Annotated in this window: 15 protein-coding genes; 5 read left to right on the forward strand and 10 right to left on the reverse strand. The window is 59.2% G+C overall.

The features are described 5' to 3' along the window. Window positions 1-139 precede the first annotated feature (139 nt). Window positions 140-2,341 carry an ABC transporter permease gene (locus I1M21_RS01440; protein ID WP_195192126.1) on the reverse strand — a complete coding sequence of 734 codons (2,202 nt, stop codon included), beginning with the start codon at window positions 2,339-2,341 and terminating at the stop codon, window positions 140-142. Then, window positions 2,331-3,116: an ABC transporter ATP-binding protein gene (locus I1M21_RS01445; protein ID WP_006234847.1), complete on the reverse strand. Its 786-nt coding sequence runs from the start codon at window positions 3,114-3,116 to the stop codon at window positions 2,331-2,333. Before I1M21_RS01445 ends, I1M21_RS01440 begins: the two co-directional genes overlap by 11 nt. A 148-nt stretch (window positions 3,117-3,264) precedes the next feature. Here I1M21_RS01445 and vsr point away from each other — a divergent pair, with 148 nt between their 5' ends. Continuing rightward, window positions 3,265-4,251, forward strand: coding sequence for a DNA mismatch endonuclease Vsr (gene vsr, locus I1M21_RS09750; RefSeq protein ID WP_229025503.1), 987 nt, complete (start codon window positions 3,265-3,267; stop codon window positions 4,249-4,251). 709 nt (window positions 4,252-4,960) lie between these two features. On the opposite strand, the gene I1M21_RS01460 is transcribed toward vsr, so the two are convergent. Continuing rightward, on the reverse strand, window positions 4,961-5,818 hold the full coding sequence (locus I1M21_RS01460; RefSeq protein ID WP_022095149.1) for a class II fructose-bisphosphate aldolase: 858 nt from the start codon (window positions 5,816-5,818) through the stop codon (window positions 4,961-4,963). A gap of 335 nt (window positions 5,819-6,153) precedes the next feature. Between I1M21_RS01460 and I1M21_RS01465 the strand changes: the two genes are divergently transcribed. Further along, the gene (locus I1M21_RS01465; RefSeq protein ID WP_195192127.1) at window positions 6,154-6,957 is read left to right on the forward strand and encodes a DeoR/GlpR family DNA-binding transcription regulator; all 804 of its coding nucleotides are present in this window, start codon (window positions 6,154-6,156) and stop codon (window positions 6,955-6,957) included. Window positions 6,958-7,025: 68 nt separating this feature from the next. Here the strand turns inward: I1M21_RS01465 and I1M21_RS01470 are convergent, their stop codons facing one another. Continuing rightward, window positions 7,026-8,186 carry an FprA family A-type flavoprotein gene (locus I1M21_RS01470; protein ID WP_195192128.1) on the reverse strand — a complete coding sequence of 387 codons (1,161 nt, stop codon included), beginning with the start codon at window positions 8,184-8,186 and terminating at the stop codon, window positions 7,026-7,028. A 129-nt stretch (window positions 8,187-8,315) separates the two neighbouring features. Beyond that, window positions 8,316-9,302 carry a LacI family DNA-binding transcriptional regulator gene (locus I1M21_RS01475; protein ID WP_195192177.1) on the reverse strand — a complete coding sequence of 329 codons (987 nt, stop codon included), beginning with the start codon at window positions 9,300-9,302 and terminating at the stop codon, window positions 8,316-8,318. A gap of 384 nt (window positions 9,303-9,686) precedes the next feature. Here I1M21_RS01475 and I1M21_RS01480 point away from each other — a divergent pair, with 384 nt between their 5' ends. The 3 genes from I1M21_RS01480 to I1M21_RS01490 all read left to right on the forward strand — a co-directional run bounded on the left by I1M21_RS01480 (window position 9,687) and on the right by I1M21_RS01490 (window position 14,123). Next, window positions 9,687-10,892 carry a galactokinase gene (locus tag I1M21_RS01480; RefSeq protein WP_195192129.1) on the forward strand — a complete coding sequence of 402 codons (1,206 nt, stop codon included), beginning with the start codon at window positions 9,687-9,689 and terminating at the stop codon, window positions 10,890-10,892. Further along, the gene (locus I1M21_RS01485) at window positions 10,883-12,511 is read left to right on the forward strand and encodes a UDP-glucose--hexose-1-phosphate uridylyltransferase (RefSeq protein ID WP_195192130.1); all 1,629 of its coding nucleotides are present in this window, start codon (window positions 10,883-10,885) and stop codon (window positions 12,509-12,511) included. Before I1M21_RS01480 ends, I1M21_RS01485 begins: the two co-directional genes overlap by 10 nt. Before the next feature lie 310 nt (window positions 12,512-12,821). Continuing rightward, a complete protein-coding gene (locus I1M21_RS01490; RefSeq protein ID WP_195192131.1) occupies window positions 12,822-14,123 on the forward strand; it encodes an ATP-binding protein in 1,302 nt (433 codons plus the stop codon). Between the two features lie 257 nt (window positions 14,124-14,380). Here I1M21_RS01490 and I1M21_RS01495 read toward each other — a convergent pair whose 3' ends face one another. From I1M21_RS01495 to I1M21_RS01515, 5 genes are all read right to left on the reverse strand, one after another. Continuing rightward, window positions 14,381-15,316, reverse strand: a complete 936-nt coding sequence (locus I1M21_RS01495) for a hexose kinase (RefSeq protein WP_195192132.1) — start codon at window positions 15,314-15,316, stop codon at window positions 14,381-14,383. Window positions 15,317-15,402: 86 nt separating this feature from the next. Then, on the reverse strand, window positions 15,403-15,927 hold the full coding sequence (gene lacB / locus I1M21_RS01500; protein ID WP_006234831.1) for a galactose-6-phosphate isomerase subunit LacB: 525 nt from the start codon (window positions 15,925-15,927) through the stop codon (window positions 15,403-15,405). A 63-nt stretch (window positions 15,928-15,990) separates the two neighbouring features. Then, window positions 15,991-16,419 carry a galactose-6-phosphate isomerase subunit LacA gene (gene lacA, locus I1M21_RS01505; RefSeq protein ID WP_006234830.1) on the reverse strand — a complete coding sequence of 143 codons (429 nt, stop codon included), beginning with the start codon at window positions 16,417-16,419 and terminating at the stop codon, window positions 15,991-15,993. 307 nt (window positions 16,420-16,726) lie between these two features. Next, on the reverse strand, window positions 16,727-17,749 hold the full coding sequence (locus I1M21_RS01510; RefSeq protein WP_195192133.1) for a hypothetical protein: 1,023 nt from the start codon (window positions 17,747-17,749) through the stop codon (window positions 16,727-16,729). 197 nt (window positions 17,750-17,946) lie between these two features. Continuing rightward, window positions 17,947-18,285: a PTS lactose/cellobiose transporter subunit IIA gene (locus I1M21_RS01515; protein ID WP_006234827.1), complete on the reverse strand. Its 339-nt coding sequence runs from the start codon at window positions 18,283-18,285 to the stop codon at window positions 17,947-17,949. Window positions 18,286-18,377: the final 92 nt, after the last annotated feature.

Consider the following 18,377-nt stretch of genomic DNA (forward strand, 5'->3'; position numbering starts at 1 on the left):
ATGTGCTCGGCAAGTTCAAAAAAGTCTACTCACTTGCATCCGAAACGCACCAGATAGGCAAAAATAACCGCCACGAGAGGGCCCCAGCCCCTTCGCGGCGGTCATACGCCTCTGATTTTGCGACGATTTTGCCCGCTTGTTACTCGCTGTAGCGGGTGGCGATGGCAGCTTGTACCATGCCGGCGCTCATGAGGTAGGTCACCAGGAAGTAGCCACCGTATGCTGCCAGGAAGATTGCACAGGTGAGGCCCACGGTGCCGCCGATGCTCATATCTCCGAATATGCTCACCAGCTCGATAATCACCTTGAGCGCCACAAAGGAGTGCGCCAGGCCCACTGCCAGCGGGAACAAGAAGAATACCGCTTGCTGCGCCATCACCGAATGGCGAATCTGGCGGTCGTCACAGCCGATCTGTGCCAGCACACGATAGCTGCGGCTGCCGTCGGCCACATTGGAGAGCTGCTGGATCGACAGTATCGCCGCGCACGCAACGACCAGTACAAAGCCAATGTAGATGGCCAGATAGCTAATCATGCCGTTCATTTGCGCTGCTTGCGTGTACATCTCGGAGCGTGTGAAGAAGATTCCCCATGACCCTGGCTCCTTGCCGTCAACGAGCAGATTGTCGAGCAAAGTGTATTTAATGCTCTCGTCTGCCTCGGTCGTATCCATCCCCTGTTTGTAATTAACGAGCAGGCTACTGGAATACGGCTGCAGATTAAGTTGGGACAACAGCTCGTCGGCAACGACGACGGTACCCGGGTTACTGCCCATCGCCGAGTTGGCGATGGCCGCCGCGTCCTTGTCCGACTTATCGGTTGCGGGCTTGAGCTCATGCCCGCCCAAGGTGAGGGTATGGCCGCCGGCCATGTACTTGGTGTACAGGTCGCCCAGCTCACCGCCCATATCACACGTAAGCAGGTACTGGTCGCGGCCAATGCTCACCGGCTCCTCGCCCATCATCTGGCGCAGTTTGTTGTACTGGCTCGCCGGCGTCACAAACAGACCCATCGTATCGGCATTGCTACCCCCGAGCGCCTTGGGGAGCTTTTCGCCCATGGTCTTGCACATCTCACCCGCAGACACCGAAGGATTCGAACCGCCAAACGGGAAACTCAGATACGAATCGATCTGAACATGCTCACCGGCAACATCGGCGATATTGACCTTCTTGCCGGTCTCGTCGTTGTTGTCCGCCGACTTGCCCTTGCCGTGCCATGCGGAGTACAAATCGACCGTTGTATCGGCTAGCACCATGCGGTCGGCTTCAGACGGATTGACATATTCTTTGTAGTAGTCGAGCGTATCGGGCGTGTAATAGACATACGTCTGAGACACATCAACAGGGTTATAGCGCTCCAGGTTTTCGTTCATCACATTGGCAATCGACATACCACACGTCACCGAGGTGATGGCCAAAAACAGGAGCATCGCGATGACGCCCATCGAAAAGCACACCGTGTTGACCTTGGCCGCAAGCTGGCGCACGGTAAACATGTTGAGGCCGCGCCAATACACGCCGCGCAGGCTCTGCAGCAGCTTGATGAGCATGCCTGAGAGTCCCCAAAACAGGGCAAAGGTGCCCACGGTAACCATAGCGGTCGTAATACCAAACTGGTTCATGGCCTCTTGCAGCTTGCTGTCCGTCGCGGTTAGCGGGAACCCATCACGTAGCAGACGGTAATAGGCCACGCCCACAAGCACCACGCCCACGGCAAAGATGGCAATCGCGATCCAGGGGTTGCGTGTCTTGATGCTCTCGTTGCGACGCTCGGCACCCATAAGCTCGATAAGTTTGGTACGACGCACGGCGCGAAGGTTCAGCAGTAGCGTGAGCACAAACATTACGAGCATGCAGGCAAGGGTCAGATTGAACGCATGCACCGAGAAAAAGAAGTGGAAATTGGCGATCTGTGTCTTAAAGAGCGAGGCCGTAAAGAACGTCATGAGCTGGGAGAGTCCCACACCCAGCACAATGCCGGCGACAAAGGCCACGACCGATACTATCACGGTCTCGAGCGCCATGATCGTGGCGACGCGCCCACGCCCCATGCCGAGCACCTGGTACAGGCCAAACTCCTTCTTGCGGCGTTTCATGATGAAGTTATTGGCATACACCATCAAAAAGGCCATGACACCGGCCAAAAAGTACGTCAGGTCGCCGAGCATGCTGCCCATTACCTGCGCCAAGCCCTTTTCATCGATTCCGGCGATGTCGACCTGCATCGAGATGGTGTTAAAGGCGTAGAAAACCGTAACGCCCAGGGTGAGCGTCAAAAGGTAGACGAGGTAGTCGCGGCCGGCACGGCGGACGTTGCCCCAAGCGAGTTTACAGAGCATCGGAGCCCTCACCGCCCATCATGGCAACGACCTCCATAATGCGGTCGAAGAACTCGCGACGGTCGGTGTCGCCGCGGCGCAGCTCGGTGAAGATCTTGCCGTCGCGGATAAACAGCACGCGGCTCGTGTAGCTGGCGGCAAAGCTGTCATGCGTGACCATGAGCACGGTGGCGCGCAGGCGGCGATTGAGGGCCTCCAGGCTCTCGAGCAGCAGGCGGGCGCTCTTGGAATCGAGGGCGCCGGTGGGCTCGTCGGCCATGATCATGGTGGGGTCGGTGACGAGCGCGCGAGCCGCGGCAACGCGCTGCTGCTGACCGCCGGACATCTGGTAGGGATACTTGTCGAGCACCTGACTGATGGACAGGCGCGCTGCCACATCCTGCACGCGGGTCGAGATCTCTGCCGAGTTTGTGCGGGCGATGGTGAGCGGCAGGGCGATGTTCTCGCGTGCCGTGAGCGTATCGAGCAGGTTGGAGTCCTGGAAGATAAAGCCGAGCTCCTCGCGGCGGAACTGCGAAAGCTTAGCCTGCTTCATACGCGTCACGTCCTGGCCGTTGATGCGGATGGTGCCGCTCGTGGCGCTATCGATGGTCGAGACGCAGTTGAGCAACGTCGACTTGCCCGAGCCCGAAGCGCCCATGATGCCAACAAATTCGCCGCGGTTGACGGTAAAGCTGACGTCGTTGAGCGCGCGGGTCACGTTGCCCAGCGCTCCATATACCTTTTCGAGATGCGCGACCTCCAGTACCGGGGTCGCCATGTGCGTGGTTTGCATACCGAGTCCTTTCTTGCGATTAGTCTACGGCATCTATAGTCGCAAGAAGACGAGTCAGCTACCATCGATATGGCTTACGCTTGCCTTACCGTTGTGTAAGGTACGGGTAGCTACCCTGTCACGTGTTGATGTTGAGAGAGGACTCCTGTTGAAGACTGTTCATGTTGCCGCTGGGATCATTCGCAAGGAAGGATCTGACGAGCTGCTTGCCGTGCAGCGCGGCTACGGCGACATGCAGGGACTTTGGGAGTTTCCCGGCGGCAAGCTCATGCGCGGCGAGACACCCGAGGACGCCGTGCGACGCGAACTTATGGAAGAGCTGCAGGTAAAAGTCACCAACCTGCGCGATTTCTATACCGTTGAGTATGACTACCCCGATTTTCATCTCTCCATGGAGTGCTACTACTGCTCGCTCGCCGATGAATCCGATGAGCCTCAGAAGCACGACCGCCAGCTCGATATCCGCTGGATTCCGCGCACCTCGCTTGCCACGGTGGAATGGATGCCCGCCGACAAGGGGCTTATCGATGCCCTGATTGAGTTGAAGGAAGATCGGCTTGAGGCTAACGCCGCCAACGACACCGAGTCCACCACAGCCGACGAGCCCGTTACCAAACCCAAGCGCAAAGCCAAGCGCCGCAGCAAAAAGCGCCCCAAGCCCGGCCTGCTGGACGGCATCGACACCTCGGACCTTTCCGCCGACGAGCGTGAACTCGTGCGCCGTCGCGCCGCTATAAAAAAGTCCATGAAGGGCAACAAGCGCGCCAATACCAAGCCAGAGCTGCTCGTTCGCCAGCGCCTGCGCGCAGCGGGCCTCACCGGCTATCGCCTGGAATGGAAGGTTCCCGGCAAGCCCGACATCGCCTTTCCTGGGCGCAAGATCGCCATCTTCGTCAACGGCTGCTTTTGGCACCGCTGCCCCAAGTGCAACCCCAGCCAGCCCAAGCGCAACGTTGAGTTTTGGGAGGCAAAGTTCCGTCGCAACGTCGAGCGCGACCGCGCTGCCGTGGCAGCACTCATTCAAATGGGCTGGACGCCCATAACCATCTGGGAATGCGAGCTCAAAAAAGACCGCATCGACGCCACGATGGAAAAGGTCATCGAACAAGTACGCGCCGCAGAACCGCAGCGCTAGAAACGAGCCATCCACACGCCCCACACAGGCGAGCCACATCCGCGCCACAAACCTTAGAAAGCCCTTAAGCTCAAAACCTTTCAAGAGTGTTACTCAGTACCTTTGACCTGCGGTTTCATCGTAATTGCAAACCTCATTAAGCCTTTCTTTAGCGCTTCTTTGTAACGGCCGCGGCATAATACTGCCAACGCACGGGACCTAGCAGCACACCCCGTGCGCAACCTTTTGGTGGACATCGAGGAGGCCGCATAAGCATGCATTCTTCCAATGACGCAGCACAGCAGCCATCCCTAAAACATGCAAACCTTTTCTCCTTCCCCCCGACACAGAGAAACGGCTTCCTCGACTCCCCCACCACAAAAGCCAAACGCTCAACCAATCAGAGCCTCAACTTGCGAGCATCCTTCGAAAAGCTCCAAGCATCCCTAGACAAGGCGTTCCCCAACCAAGCCCGGGCATACTAACCCCTCATCAACAAAGTAGCCCTCACGCTCCATTATTTCCGCCCTAACGCCACAAGGGCGATCGAGCAGGACGGCTTGGGCGGGTCCCCGTACTCAGTTTCCAAAATCATTCCGCAGCGCGAAGGCCCCCGTTGTCAACGCTTCGAAGAAGCGAGACAACGGGGGCCTTCATGCGCGAGGACGTTTTGGAAACTGAGTACGGGGACCCGCCCAAGCCGTCCGGTGGGATCAGAGTACCCTTGCTGTTACTCTGCCTTGCCCACAGAGTTGAGGTTGGTCATGCGGATCTTAACCAGCTCGGTGATCTCACGCATACCCTCCTTGGCCGGCTTCTTGGGATCGAAGCAGGCAGGGTTCTCGGCCATGTAGGCCATGAAGCCCTTGGTGTAGGCCTGACGCAGCTCGGTGGCGTAGTTAACCTTGCAGATGCCGTTCTTCACAGCCTCGGCGACCTGCTCATCGGGCACACCGGAGGTGCCGTGCAGAACCAGCGGCACGTCGACGGCGTCGCGGATGGCCTTGACCACGGACTGCTCAATGTGCGGATCGCTCGTGTACACACCGTGGCTGGTGCCAACGCCAATGGCCAGCGAGGTGCAGCCGGTACGCTCGACGAACTCCTTGGCCTCGGCCGGATCGGTGTAGGGGCTCTCGCCCTCAACCGCGGGACCGTCGTCCTCCTTGCCGCCAACCTTGCCGAGCTCAGCCTCAACGGGCACACCCATGGCGCGGCCAGCATCGGCGACGGACTTGGTCAGCGCGATGTTGTCCTCGAAGGACTCGTGCGAGCCGTCGATCATGACAGAGGTGTAGCCCGTGCGGAAAGCCTGCATGCAGCGGTCATAGCCATCGCCGTGATCGAGGTGTAGGGCGACGGGCACGGAAGCGCGCTCGGCGGCAGCCTTGACCATGCCGTAGAAGTAGTCCAGACCAGCGGTCTTGATGGTGCCCGGGGTGGTCTGCATGATGACGGGGGACTTGGTCTCCTCGGCAGCGGCCAGAACGGCCATAACAAACTCGAGGTTCTCGACGTTGAACGCGCCGACAGCGTAGTGACCGGCCTGAGCGTCCTTGAGCATCTTTTCGGTGGTAACAAGTGCCATGAGCGTTTGCTCCTCTCCCTCGCCCGCATCTGGACATCGGGCGTAGTTGTTCACAAGGCGTTTTACCTTGCGTTTTGCTGCGCTCATTGTATGAAATTCAGCAGCTTTGCACGTGCGAGATATTGAGCCCATGCAGGTCAATACAGTCATTTTTGAAAAGCAAACGGAAGGAATTTGAGCCGAGTGGACATGTTCGATATTGAATTTTGTGCGTTCAGCGTCTTTCTTTTATAGAAAAGATAAGTAATCGAAAGGCGTTTTCTTACTCAAAAAGAAAATGAACGAAAATAGACTCAACACAATTCCTGCAAATTTCAGACGATGATGGAGCAACTATGGCCCATGCAACAACCCGAGCTTTCGCCGATGAGCGTCGTGCCGCCATCATGGAGATGCTCGAGCATAATGCCTCGGTGCAGGTAGCAGAAATCGCCCAGACCTTTGGCGTGTCCTCCGTCACCGCCCGCGCCGACCTGGACGCGCTCGCCGAAGCAGGCAAGCTGCGCCGCACGCACGGCGGTGCCGTATCACTCCACAAACGTCTGACCGTCTCCACGCAGGATCGCCGCATCAATGTCAACGTCGCCGCCAAGCAGGCCATCGCGCAAAGCGCCATCGAGCTCGTCAATGACGGCGACACGCTGCTCGTCGACTCGGGCACCACGGCGCTCGAGTTCGTCCGGCTCCTCGATCAGCGCGACGGTATCACCGTCATCACGGCCGACATTACCATTGCCGATTACATCGACGAGAGCATGCCCTCAGTCGATGTCGTCATGCTGGGCGGGGCGCTGCGCAAAGGCCATCGTTATTTGTACGGACCGCTCACTATGCAGGCGCTCCAAATGGTCCATGCCGATCTGGCCGTCATGTGCCCCGGCGCCTTTGTCCCCAGCTGCGGCTTTACGACCGACTTTCCCCAGATGGCCGAGACCAAAACGGCTATGATCGCCGCGGCCCATCAAAGCGTCGCCCTCATGGACGCCAGCAAGGTTAACGGACGCGGCATGTATCGCTTTGCCGAGCTGACCGATGTCGACACCGTCGTGATGGACCGCGACCCCGACGATGCCGTCGCCACCTCAATCGCCGAGATCGCCGACGACGCCCGCCCGAACCTCATCATCACCAGCGCGTAAAAACAAAAACCACCACAAAGGTGCCTGTCCCCTTTGTGGTGGTTTGCGCGTTAAAAGTGAACGTATTGCTACTTGGCGAGTTCGTCGGCGAGCGTCTCGATCTGAGCGCGCGAGGCGTCGTTGAGCGAACCCAGGACGGTCACCTTGTTCTGCGCCAGGGTGATATCCTTCATGCCCTCGAGCTCCTTGGTCATAACCTTGGCAGCAGCGGGCGCCCAGGAGCCAGCCTCGACAAGTGCCACCGTGCGATTCTGATAGGCATGCTCGGCAAGCGTGTGGATAAAGGTGTTCATGCACGGGAAGATCTCGCCCTGATAGGTAATGGAAGCGAGCACCAAACGGTCGTAACGGAACGCATCCTCAACGGCCTCGGCCATGTCGTCGCAAGTCAGATCGAAGGTGGAAACCTTCTGGCCGCGAGCCTCGAGCGCGGCGGCGAGCTCCTCGACGGCAGCCTTCAGATGGCCGTACACGCTCGCGTAGGCAATCGTAATGCCCTCGTCCTCGGGCTGATAGCTCGACCAGGTGTTATACGTATCGAGGTAGTAACCCAGGTTCTCGGTGAGCACAGGACCATGAAGCGGGCAGATGACCTGAATGTCCAGATTGGCAGCCTTCTTGAGCACGGCCTGCACAAACTTGCCGAACTTGCCCACGATGCCAAAGTAATAGCGGCGAGCCTCGCAGGCCCACCCTTCCGGATCCTCGATGTCGTTGGCGCCAAACTTGCCAAAGCCGTCGGCACTAAAGAGAACCTTGTCGGTAGCCTCGTAGGAGAAGAGCACCTCGGGCCAGTGCACGTTGGGGGCACCGACAAACGTTAGGCTGTGGCCACCCAGGTCGAGCACGTCGCCCTCTTTGACGACCATCTTACGCTCGGGGTAGTCGGTGCCAAAGTAATTGACCATCATGCGGAAGGCGCCCATGCTGGCTACAATCTGTGCCTGGGGGTAGCGCTCCATAAAGGCGGCGATGCCAGCAGAGTGATCGGGCTCCATGTGATGGATAACCAGGTAGTCGGGCGTACGTCCATCGAGCGCGGCCTCGAGGTTGCCAAGCCACTCGTTAACAAAACCACCGTCGACCGAATCGGCAACAGCGATCTTTTCGCCCAAGATAACGTAGCTGTTGTATGCCATACCGTTCTCAGACACATCGTACTGGCCCTCGAACAGGTCAATGTCGTGATCGTCGACGCCAATGTAGCGGATATCCTTGGTGATCTCCATCAGGCAAAGCCTCCTAGATAGACAAAATAACCCGTCTATCATAGCACTCGGCAGCATTCCAACTGTTATCTGCCGGCATCCTTACCGATTGTTATTGAAATACGATAAATCGCCGTTTACCTGCGCAAACTATGAGCGTGGTATCGCCGTGCTATGTCGAATAATGAGCTGGCCGGGAATACGAATGGCAACGGTTTTGCCCGCCGTACCCGCCTCGGGAACCGCATGCTCAAACACCTCGCGTCCGCGCTGATGCAAATCGAATCGAACGGTCGTGAGCTCGTTATGCGCGACAAAATCATCGAGCGAATCGTCGACACCCACCACGCTCACGTCCTCGGGCACGCGCAGGCCGCTATCGCGCAGCGCTGCAATCGCGCCATTTGCCATCTGGTCGTTTGCCGCGTAAATCGCCGTCATGGTGCGATCGTGCTCGGCCAGGTACCTGCCGGCCTCGTAACCGCTGTTGGCAGACCAGTCGCCCTCGAGCGGCGCCTGCGGCTGAATGTGCTTACGCTCGAGCGCATCCTGCCAGCCAGCACGACGAAATTGCTCGTCGACCGAGAACGACGGGCCGCCAATATAGCGAATCTGCTCGTGCCCCAGCTCAAACAAGTGATCCATAAGCAAGAGCGAGCAGCCGTAATGGTCGGAGTCGACCGTGGTCACGCGCGGGTGCGCGTACATGGTAACGATGACCGTGCCAATGCCCGGCAGTGGATCAAACGTCTCAAAATCGGGCGCCATGCGGCTCATGCCGATGATGATACCGTCCACGGGCAGCGCGGCCATACGACGTGTGGCCTCGGCAAGCGAGAATTCCTCGGTCTTGGACATCTCGACCAGCGTGATGGCGCAATTATGCTCGCGAGCAGCGCTGGCGATGCCGTCGATCATCGTCAGGTTGCCGAACTTGGTGACATCGTTGACGCATAGACCGACCGAATGGTAGCGACCGTCGCGCAACGAACGGCCGGCATAGCTCGGGCGAAAGCCGAGCTCCTGCATGGCAGCCTGCACGCGCTGGCGCGTCTGCTCGTTCACATTGGGCAGGCCGTTGGCGACGCGCGAGACCGTCTGCTGCGAAACGCCAGCAGCGCGGGCGACGTCGGCCATGGAAACCGGACGCGAGCCTGTATCGTTGGAGGGGCGCCTTGCCACAAGATCACCTTCACCCTTGCGAGATCAAAATAGCGTGCATGCCGGCCCCGTGCAGGAATTTAGTCCGCACGAAGGGCCGCTATCGTCGGACGCATGTTAACGTACTCTACTTTTTCTAGCTGCAGCCCTTCTGCTCTATAAGTCCATACGGCACTACCGTTCACGGCCGAATTTCGACCGATTACCAGATTCTCAAAAAGTGATATGCGTTGTGTTATGAGTACGTTAACATAGCCCGTAACGTGCGGTATCGTGAACACTTGGTTCATGCCGCTACAAGTTGTTAACGTACTCATAACGACGCAAAACTCACCCGTGCGCGCCAAGGAAAGGACTCCCATGACCACTCCCGACGAAAAGACATTCGCCACGCTCACCAAGCTGTTTGAAGAGGAGTTTGGCCCCATCGGCGATCGCCAGGTGCTCTATGTACACGCGCCCGGCCGTTCCGAAATCAGCGGCAACCACACCGACCACGAGGGCGGCCACGTCATCGCCGGCTCGCTCGATGTCGCCGTTGACGGCATTGCCGTGGCAACCGACACCAACAGGGTCCGCGTTGCCGATGAGGGCTACCCCACCTTTGAGATCACACTCGACACGCTGGATGTTCAGGAGTCCGAGAAGGGCACGTCCGCAAGTCTCGTTCGTGGTATGGCCCACGAGATCGCAGCCCTGGGCGTTGAGCCTCACGGCTTTGATTTCGCCTTTACCTGCTCCGTTCCCTCGGGCGGCGGCCTTTCCAGCTCCGCTGCCGTCGAGGCCGCATACGGCCGCGCCATGGAGACGCTCTGGGGCGCGCCCGCCATTGAGCCCGTCGCGCTCGCGCAGATGAGCCAGCGCACCGAGAACAACTACTACGGCAAGCCCTGCGGTCTGATGGACCAGGCCGCCGTGTGCCTGGGTGGCCTCGCCTACATGGACTTTGAGGATCAAGCCCAGCCTAAGACCCAGAAGCTCGAGCTCAACTTTGAGGATCACGGCTACGCGCTCGTGCTCGTTAAGGTCGGTGCCGACCACGTGGCCGCCACCGACGACTACGCCGCCGTTCCGCGCGAGATGCAGGACGTCGCTGCCGAGTTTGGCAAGGCGCGCCTATGCGAGGTCGACGTTGCCGACTTTGACGCCAAGCTCCCCGAACTGCGCGCCAAGCTGGGCGACCGCGCCTGTCTGCGCGCCGTTCACTACTGGTACGAGAACGGCCTGGTCGACAAGCGCTGGGCAGCCCTGAACGCCGGCGACATCGACCAGTTCCTGACCCTGACGCGCGAGTCCGGCGCCAGCTCTGCCATGTACCTGCAGAATGTCGTTGCCAAGCTGGGCTCCGAGCAGCCCTCCATGTATGCCCTGGCGCTGGCCGAGCACGTGCTCGACGGCCGCGGCGCCGTCCGCATCCACGGCGGCGGCTTTGGCGGCACCATCCAGGCCTTCGTGCCGCTCGATCTGGTCGATACCTTCATTACCAAGATGAACGGCTGGCTGGGCGAGGGTTCTGCCCGTCACTACGCTATCTCTGACAAGGGGGCCTACGCAGCATGGCTGTAATGACCGACGTGCGCGAAGCCGCGCAGGGCCTAATCGAGTACGCCATCCACCGATCCATGATCGGGCAGGACGACCGCATCTGGGCCTACAACACCACTCTTGAGTGCATCGGCGCCACGGGCCCCGCGCTCGACATGGCCTGGGCGCTCCAGGTTGAGAAACTCTCGCTCTTGCACCCCGATACCCTGCCCGACTTTGACCTTGAAGGCACGCTTGCCGCGCTTTCCGAGACCGCCGTTGCCAACGGTGCCGCCGAGGACACAGCATCGGGCCGCGACCGCATCGCCATGCGCATCATGGGCGCTCTCACGCCGAGGCCTTCGGTTGTAAACGAAGAGTTCAACGGACGTATGGGCGTCAACGAGCCCCGCGCCGCAACCGACTGGTTCTACGGCCTGTGCTGCGACGCCGGCTACGTGCGCCGTGCCGCCATCGCGCGCAACATCAAATGGAGCACCCCCACCAACTGGGGCGATCTTGAGATCACTATCAACCTGTCCAAGCCTGAGAAGGACCCGCGCGATATCGCCGCGGCAGGTGTAGCCAAGAACACGGGCGAGAAGTATCCCGCCTGCCAGCTCTGCATCGAAAACGAGGGCTACCCCGGACGCTCCGCCGCAGCCGACGGCGGCGCTCACCCCGCCCGCCAGAATCTGCGCGTTATCCCCATCCAGCTCGACGGCGAGCGCTGGGGTTTCCAGTACAGCCCGTATGCGTATTTTAACGAGCACTGCATTGCCATGAGCTCCGAGCATCGCCCGATGCACGTGGACCGCAAGGGTCTGACCTGTCTGCTCGACTTTGTCGACCTGTTCCCGCACTACTTTATTGGCTCCAACGCCGACCTGCCTATCGTGGGCGGCTCGATCTTGTCGCACGACCACTTCCAGGGCGGCGCGCACGAGTTCCCCATGATGCACGCCGCCGAGATCTCGCAGTTTAGCGTGCCCGGATTTGATCAGGTTAGCGGTACCGTGCTGCAGTGGCCGCTCTCGGTGCTGCGCCTGCGCTCGCATGACCGCGCCCAGCTGCTCGACGCTGCCGAGAAGATTATCCTCGCCTGGCGCGAGTGGACCGATGAGTCTGTGGGCGTCATCGCGTACACAGCCGATGGCGTGGCGCACAACACCGTGACGCCCGTCATCCGCCGCGTCGACTCTCGCGGAAATGCCGGCGGCGAAATCTACGAGGCCTACCTTGCGCTTCGCTGCAATATCACGACCGACGAGCACCCGCTAGGCGTTTTCCACCCGCATGCCGAGTACCACCACATTAAGAAGGAGAACATCGGCCTGATCGAGGTCATGGGCCTGGCCATTCTGCCGCCGCGCCTGGTTCCCGAGCTTGGCGCTGTCCGTGAGCATCTGCTGGCAGCCAAGGTCGATGCCAGCTACGATCTTGCCGGTGCGCTCGAGGGCGATGATCTTTGTCGCAGCCATGCCGCGTGGGCCGAGGACGTCTTTGCTCGCCGCGCCGACGAGCTTACGGCGGATAACGCCATCGATATCCTGCACGAGGAGGTCGGCGTGGTGTTTGGCCACGTGCTCGACAACGCCGGCGTCTTTAAGTGGGACGAAGCCGGCCGCGCCGCCCAGCAGCGCTTTATCGACTCGCTGTAGAGCACAGACCCGGACGCTCAACGGCAGCCCCCACGACATAGCCACCTACACGACAACGGCGCCCGCCGGCAACATCGCCGGCGGGCGCCGTTTTCTGATGCAAGGGTAGCTAATTTGCACCAAAACAAGGAGTGTTCCAAACTGCCGGCAGAGAAGGAGCGCCCCAGGTGCCGACCTAAACCACACATTATTCGATGGAAAAACGTGGTTACCTCCCACATTATTCGATGGAAAAACGTGGTTTACTCCCACATTTTTCGATGGAAAGACCAAGACGGTCTTATACTAACCATGATCGTTAGGGGGCAGTATGCAGCGACAGCTAATGGACGAACTCATCGCTTGGAAATCTAGGTCAAACCGCAAGCCCCTCCTGCTTAAGGGGGCCCGCCAGACGGGAAAAACCTGGCTTCTCAACGAATTCGCAGGCCAGCAGTATCAAAACGTCATCCGTTTTGACTTTATGCTCGAACCGGGCGCACGTTCGCTGTTCGACGGAAGCCTTGACCCCAAACGCATCATCTCCCAGATAGAGCTCCTGCGCGGCCAGACCATAACGCCGACAGACACGCTCATCATCTTCGACGAAATCCAAGAGGCACCGCGTGGCATCACCTCGCTCAAATACTTCAACGAGCTGGCGCCGGAATACCATATCATGGCAGCCGGCTCCTATATGGGGCTCGCGCTCCGACGCGAAAACGAGTCGTTCCCCGTCGGCAAGATCGACCAGCTTACCATGCGCCCCATGGGGTTTGTCGAGTTCGTTCGTGCCGTCGATGGCGATCCGCTCGCAGATGCCATCCTTGCCGCAGACATGGACCTGCTGGCGAACGTTTCCGAAAAGCTCGAGCGCCTGCTCAAGGAATACCTCGTTGTCGGTGGCATGCCAGAAGTTGTCTCCGCTTTCGCCGCCTCCCACGATTTCATCGAGGCCCGCAGGCTTCAGCAGCAAATCATCGAAGCTTATGAATCCGATTTTGGCAAGCATGCGCCAGCCCGCATCGTCGAGCGCATGAGGCTGGTTTGGAAATCCCTTCCCGGCCAGCTCGCAAAGGAAAACAAGAAGTTCGTCTACGGCGCGCTTCGTCCCGGGGCGCGCGCACGCGATTTTGAGGAAAGCCTCCAGTGGCTCATGGACTATGGAATCGTTCATAAGGTACCACGTGTTTCCGCCCTAAGAGCACCGCTCACAAGCTACGAGGACCTCTCGGGCTTCAAGCTGTTCTGCATCGACACCGGCATCCTCGGAGCACTCTCCGGCCTCACGCCAGCCATTGTTCTGAACGGGCCCGCTGTTTTTACGGAGTTCAAAGGCTCGCTGACCGAGCAATACGTCGCACAGGAGCTTTTGCTCCAAGGCAATACCCCCGCGTATTGGTCATCCTCCTCCGGCAATGCAGAGACTGACTTTGCCGTCGACCATGCGGGGACCGTGCTTCCGCTCGAGGTCAAGGCGGCAGAGAATCTCAAAGCAAAGAGCCTGAGGATTGCCTGCGAAAAGTTCAAGCTCGAGCGCTGCGTGAGAACATCGTTAGCGGCATATAGAGACGAAGGCACGCTCGTCAATATTCCGCTCTGGGAGATTGGGCAAATCGACAAGCTGGCATAGGCGCTGTGGAGGGGGTGCCCCGTAAGGAGTGTCCCAAACTGCCGGCAAAAAAGGAACGTCTCTATCTGCCGCATTCCCGAAGCAAGGCGACGCCGATGTTTTGGCAACGGCAGCGAGCGGGCCGCACTTGAGACAAGGTGACGTGAAACGAAAGGGCGCTGACCTTCTGGTCGCGCCCTTGAAGTTGAACGTCAGATTGTCCAAATGCGGCCCGCTCAGCGTCGAGCCGTTACGCGGTTTGGTAAAACCGCGTAACTCTAAAGCTCCGTTACTTCAACGTTGTTGTAGATCTCGTCCCAGCGGTCCATGACCAGGTGGCCGGTCTTGGGATCCATGGCGTTGAGCTTGCCGCAGGTATTGGCGGTCTTGAGCACCGTGACGTCGTCGGCACCAGCCGCAATGGCATGCGCAAAGCCGGCGATGGTCGAGTCACCGGAACCCGTTGCGTTCACAGCCGCAATCGCGGGCGTCTTGGCGCGGAACGCGCGGCCCTCATGGAAGCCCACCGAACCGGCAGCGCCCATCGATACGACAACCCAGGGGATACCGGCAAAGCGGCTATCGGCGGCAAGCGCCTCGCGCAGGGCATCGACATCATCGGTCGTAAAGGACGTACCCAGCAGGCCGTTAATCTCGGTCAGGTTGGGCTTCACGAGCTCGGGCTTGGCGTCGGACTCCAGCGCGGCCTCCAGCGAAGCGCCCGAGGTATCAAGCAGCACCTTGGCGCCCGCCTCCTCGGCGATCTTGACGAGCTCGGCATAGTAGCCGGCATCGACGCCACGCGGCAGCGAGCCCGAAAGCGTCACAACGTCCGCCTTCGCTGCAAGCTCGGCAAACTTGGCCGTAAAGGCCTCGAGCTCGGCCGGGGCGATCTGCGGGCCGCTCTCCAACAGCTCGGTCTGATTGCCCTCGTGCAGGATATTCAGGCAAATGCGCGTCTCACCGGCAATGGGCACAAAGTCGTTCTTGACGCCGTCGGCATCCATAAGCTCGGCCATATAGGCACCCATGTGACCACCGAGCAGACCGGTCGCGAGCACGTCATCGCCCAGCTGCAGCAGCACGCGGCTCACGTTGAGGCCCTTGCCGCCAGCGGTCTTTTCGGGCGTCACACGGTTAACATCGTCGATGATCAGCTTGTCGAGCTGATAGCGCGTATCGATCGACGGGTTCATGGTAACGGTCAGAATCATGTTGAACTCCTGTTTAGAAAACCGGCCCGCGCCCCCTCACAGAAACGCGAGCCGTCAACGGACTAGTTAATTACGCCGGATACCCGCTAATCATGGTATTCGCCGCGGTCCCACTTCTCGAGGAACTCGTCAAAGAAGTGCGGGTCGGCCTGAGCCTCGGCGTCGGCCTTGTTGCAGGCGTCGATCTTGGCGATCAGGGCGTCGTGCTCGGGAGTCTTCTCGTAGGGCTCCTCCAGGAAGGCAAGCATGATATCGGCCATCAGGAACTCGCCGGTGATCTTGCCGCCAAAGCCCACGATGTTGGCGTTGAGCTCGCGACGGGCATACAGGGCAGAGGTCATGTCGCGGACCAGCGCGCAGCGGGCGCCGGGAACCTTGTTGACGGCGTTGGTGATGCCGATGCCGGTGCCGCACAGGGCCACACCAAAGTCGGCCTTGCCGCTGGCAACAGCCTCGCCCACGGCCTTACCGTAGATGGGATAGTGCGTACGGGTGTGGCTGTAGGTGCCGCAGTCGAGCACCTTGTAGCCAGCCTGCTCCAGGCGGTCGGCCAGATAGATCTTCTCGTCCGTAACGATATGGTCGCAACCGATTGCGATGGTCTTCTTCATCAGAACGTCCTTTCGTCTGAATTCACAAGTTGAGGTAGAAGTTCGAGTTCTCGGTGGCTCTCGTTAGGCCATCTTGTTGAGCATGTCGACACGGATCTGGTGACGGCCGCCGGCGTACTGTGCACGCAGGAACTCGCGGGCGATCTTCTTGGCGACCTCGGTGCCCACAACGCCCGGGCCCATGGTGACCATGCGCGAGCCGTTGTGCTCGCGGGTCATGTAGGCGGAACGCTCGTCGGAAATGTTGGCGACGACCATGCCCTTGATCTTGACGGCGGCCATATAGGAGCCGACGCCGTACTTATCGAATGCGAAGCCCTGGGAATCCTTGTGCTCCAGCAGGTCCTTGGCAACGGCGGTCGCGGAATCGACAAAGTCCGCGGCAGGGGTCTCGGAATAGTCGACGACCTCGTGACCGTCGGCGATGAGCATCTCCTTGATGGACTCCTTCATCGACATACCGTCGGCATCGGAAGCGATTACAACCCTCATGACATCCTCCTTGAGAGATACGCAGGTGCGTAGTTTCTGTTTGGAAGTGTTGAATCGCATTCAGGTCCGGGCATCTGAATGTGCGGTTCTTCACTGTTCATGTTTATTTGAACACATTCGAACAGTAACTGCAACAACTATTTGTTTATCTTTGTTCTTTTTTGAACAAATACCGTTCACAGATGATTGCTGACCGTTTGGACCGGGCGCGGACGTAGCGACCATGTGTTCAACAAACAAAAGGGCGGCCGAGAACGTGTCTCGACCGCCCTTCTCACGGTTGATCTTCCAAAGATCGCTTTGCCGCCTACTCAGACTGCCCGCTCTTCTTGGCATGTTTGGACGGACCGCTCAAGAAACGACCCGTCAGATAGTTCGCGGGACCGGAGATATCGATCCCCAGCAGCACGTGTCCTAGCCATAGGAACGCCGCGAGCACCAGTAGAGGAATCACACACGAGGTCACGATCATTACGATGACGCCTTCGATGAGGTCGGTCACCTGCTGCACGATCTCGTCGGTCATCTGCTTGGCACCACTGGTTACCGACGCAACAAGGCTCGATGCCCCATCGGTCAACTGCTCGAGCACGTTTTTGGACTCCGTGGCCTCGGATTTTTTCTTGTTCGATTTTGAGCTGGTCTCGGCTGACTTGTCCGTGGTGTCGGCTGCGTCCGCAGCCTTTTGCTCAGCTTGCTCAATACTTACGCGATACGTTTCATCGACCTTCTGCGACACCCATACGCTCGCGGGTACGAGCGCCATGCCGATCACGGCAACCACCAGCACGCGTGTCGCCACACGGCGCAGGACGGCGCTCGTACTCCAGCGCCCGTGAATGCCGAGCGACACCGCAAAGAGCACCAACGCAAACGGGATTAAGATGCCCAAGCCAACCGACCACAAAATCGTGAGCAAATATTTCTCTAGGTATAGCACGGCAAGCACGATACCAAGGTTGCCTGAAAGCTGTGCGAGCTGCTCGGCAACCGGCGTTCCCGTATCACCCGGCAGCGCGGTAATGCCCGCAGACAGTGCCACACACGACGTCGTGAGCGCCAACACATTGCCTTTCTTCTGGTCGATGGTCTCGATAACAGGATTCCAGGTATTTGTGTCGGCAAAATACGGACGCGCGACAAAACCCGACAGCAGCGCCAGCACCACGAGCGCAACGATAAAGCCAATCTGCAGCTTCTTGTTTGCGCACACGACATCGCTCACGCTGGGTTGCAGCTCAACCACTGTCGTTTGCTCGGTAACCTGAACCGGGCGTCCGTGAGCCATCTCGTGCGCGTCCTTCTTTTGAATCGATCCATTGTCCGGCATTTGGATACCTCCTCATTCCGGCGTGTAATGCAGGGGAAGTATACCCACCGAGCGAAAAACCGAACGGCAGAGCCGGCGTTCGACCCAAGAGTGTCCCCGACGACTAGTCATTTAAGAACGTCCCCAATGACTAGGTAAAAAGCCCCGCCGCGGGTAGCGGCAGAGCTTTTGGAAGGGGACTTGGTTGTAAGAGTTCGTTAGGCGAGCTTAGCCTCGAGCTCGGCGATGCGCTTGTAGGCATCGATGGTAAAGCGGGTCTGCTTCTCCAGAATCATGGTGGTCATCAGGGTGTCCTGAGCGTGGGCCATGATGAAGGTCATCTCCATCTCGCCGCCGCCGGCCTCCTGCGAAAGCAGCTTGGTCTGCGTGTCGTGAGCGCCGATGAGCGCGTCGCTGGCATCCTTGTGCAGCTGCTCGGCCTTCTCAAAGTCACCCTCGCGGGCGGCATCGAGTGCAGCGAGCAGGTCGGTCTGGGCGTCACCCGCGTATGCGACGATCTCGAATCCAACCATCGAGATTTCTTCTTTGGTTGCCATATTGCGTTCCTTTCACACATGAACCAATGGAGAGCATCGCGTCCGGGCATACGCGCTGCGTTGTGTATGTCAGAAACATTAACATTCAAACA

Origin of the sequence: Collinsella aerofaciens (assembly GCF_015546965.1) — a bacterium.
Lineage (GTDB): Bacteria > Actinomycetota > Coriobacteriia > Coriobacteriales > Coriobacteriaceae > Collinsella > Collinsella aerofaciens_X.